Raw genomic sequence first — 1,702 nt, forward strand, 5'->3', positions numbered from 1 at the left:
ACTTGCGTGTCGGGATTGAGCTTCACGCCGAAGCGGCGCTGGTAATAGGCGGCCTGGGCGCGGCGCAGGCCCGGAATGCCGCGCGAGGAGGAATAGCGATGCGTGCGCGGGTCGCGCACCACTTCGCACAATTTGTCGACGATGGCCTTCGGCGTCGGCAGGTCCGGATTGCCCATGCCAAGGTCGATGATGTCGGCGCCGCGCGAGCGGGCGCTGGCCTTCAGCCGGTTGACCTGCTCGAAGACATAGGGCGGAAGCCGGCGGACCTTGTGAAATTCTTCCATGTCAGTTCCAGACGATCAAAAAGGGGGCGCTTTCGGCGCGCGATATAGACCTAATTGCAGTTAGGGTCGAGGGTCGGGTCGCATTTGCCTTCGATCTGCTTCAGCGTGTCGGCGCCATGCGTCTTGGCCAGGGTGTTGAGCGCGGTCGCATTGGACGGCGCGGTTACCTTGCCGCCCTTGGCAGCCTGCGCCTGCTCCTCGGCCTTGAGCTGGGCGAGATTGGCGGCGGTCTCCTCCTTGGTGAGCTGCTTGGCGGCCACCGGCGGGGGGACGTTGAGATTGGGGTAGGACCCGGTGTCCTTCGGGCCCTCGGTCAAGCCCACCGGGGTCGTGTTGCTCGGGCTGGTGCTCGTACAGCCGCCGGCCGGCAGCAAAACGCCGACCAGCCCCGCCACCACCATCATGCGGCAAATCGAACCCGGCTTGAGAAAAAAAGTCCCGCCAACATTAATCGTCATATTGTTTTCCTGGCAGCCGGGTTACAGCGAATTGGACCCGGTCAGATGTCCCATGGTAATATGTCAAGAAAACGCCCCGGGAGGAACCCCGCGAACCATGTCCAAACCTGCCGATTCGGACAAAGTGGAAAATGGCGGACCTTCGGCCATCGAGCAATATCTGGTGAAAGATCCTGAGCGCTTCGCCTTGAACATGGCGCGCATGATCGAACAGGCCGGCAAGGCGGCGTCCGCCTGGAGCGAGCCGCGTGAGAAGGGCGAGGTGCGTGACCACGTCGCCGAGCCCGTCGTCGACATGGTCAAGACCTTCTCGAAGCTTTCTGAATACTGGCTGGGCGACCCGCAGCGCGCGCTGGAAGCGCAGACGCGGCTGTTCGCCGGCTATATGACGGTGTGGGCCAACGCCATCCAGAAGGTCAACCCGAACGCCGAGGGTCCGCAGGACGCGGTGACGCCCGAGCGCGGCGACAAGCGCTTCCTGGACCCCGAATGGGGCCGCAACGCCTTCTTCGACTTCTTGAAGCAGGCCTATCTCGTCACCTCGCGCTGGGCGGGCGAGTTGGTCGAGCACGCCGAAGGGCTGGACGAGCACACCCGTCACAAGGCGAGCTTCTACGTCAAGCAGGTGTCCAACGCGATCGCGCCGTCGAACTTCATCCTGACCAATCCGGAATTGTTCCGCGAGACCGTCGCCTCGAATGGCGAGAACCTGGTGCGCGGCATGAAGATGCTGGCCGAGGACATCGCCGCCGGCCGCGGCGATCTCAAGCTGCGCCAGGCCGACTATTCGCCCTTCGAGATCGGCAAGAACATCGCCACCACGCCCGGCAAGGTGATCGGCCGCAGCGATGTCGCCGAGATCATCCAATACGATCCGGTGACGGAAACGGTGCTGAAGCGGCCGTTGCTGATCTGCCCGCCATGGATCAACAAATTCTACATCCTCGACCTCAACCCGCA

The 1,702-nt window shown here is 63.2% G+C and carries 2 protein-coding genes and 1 pseudogene; 1 reads left to right on the plus strand and 2 read right to left on the minus strand.

Going from position 1 to position 1,702, the window contains the following annotated elements; genetic code table 11:
• Positions 1-284, minus strand: a 284-nt coding sequence (locus V7D69_RS16070; RefSeq protein ID WP_333606347.1) for an aminotransferase class I/II-fold pyridoxal phosphate-dependent enzyme, incomplete at its 3' end; no start/stop codon positions are given.
• Positions 285-334: 50 nt separating this feature from the next.
• Positions 335-742, minus strand: a complete 408-nt coding sequence (locus tag V7D69_RS16075; RefSeq protein WP_333606348.1) for a hypothetical protein — start codon at positions 740-742, stop codon at positions 335-337.
• Positions 743-839: 97 nt separating this feature from the next.
• Between V7D69_RS16075 and V7D69_RS16080 the strand changes: the two are divergent.
• Positions 840-1,702 (plus strand): annotated as a pseudogene (locus V7D69_RS16080) (hypothetical protein); the annotation flags it as partial.

It is taken from the genome of Novosphingobium sp., from assembly GCF_036733805.1.
In the GTDB taxonomy this organism is placed as follows: domain Bacteria; phylum Pseudomonadota; class Alphaproteobacteria; order Sphingomonadales; family Sphingomonadaceae; genus Novosphingobium.

Excerpts from the sequence above, each read along its gene's own strand:
- V7D69_RS16075 (WP_333606348.1), bottom strand. The coding sequence starts at position 742 with ATGACGATTAATGTTGGCGGGACTTTTTTTCTCAAGCCGGGTTCGATT.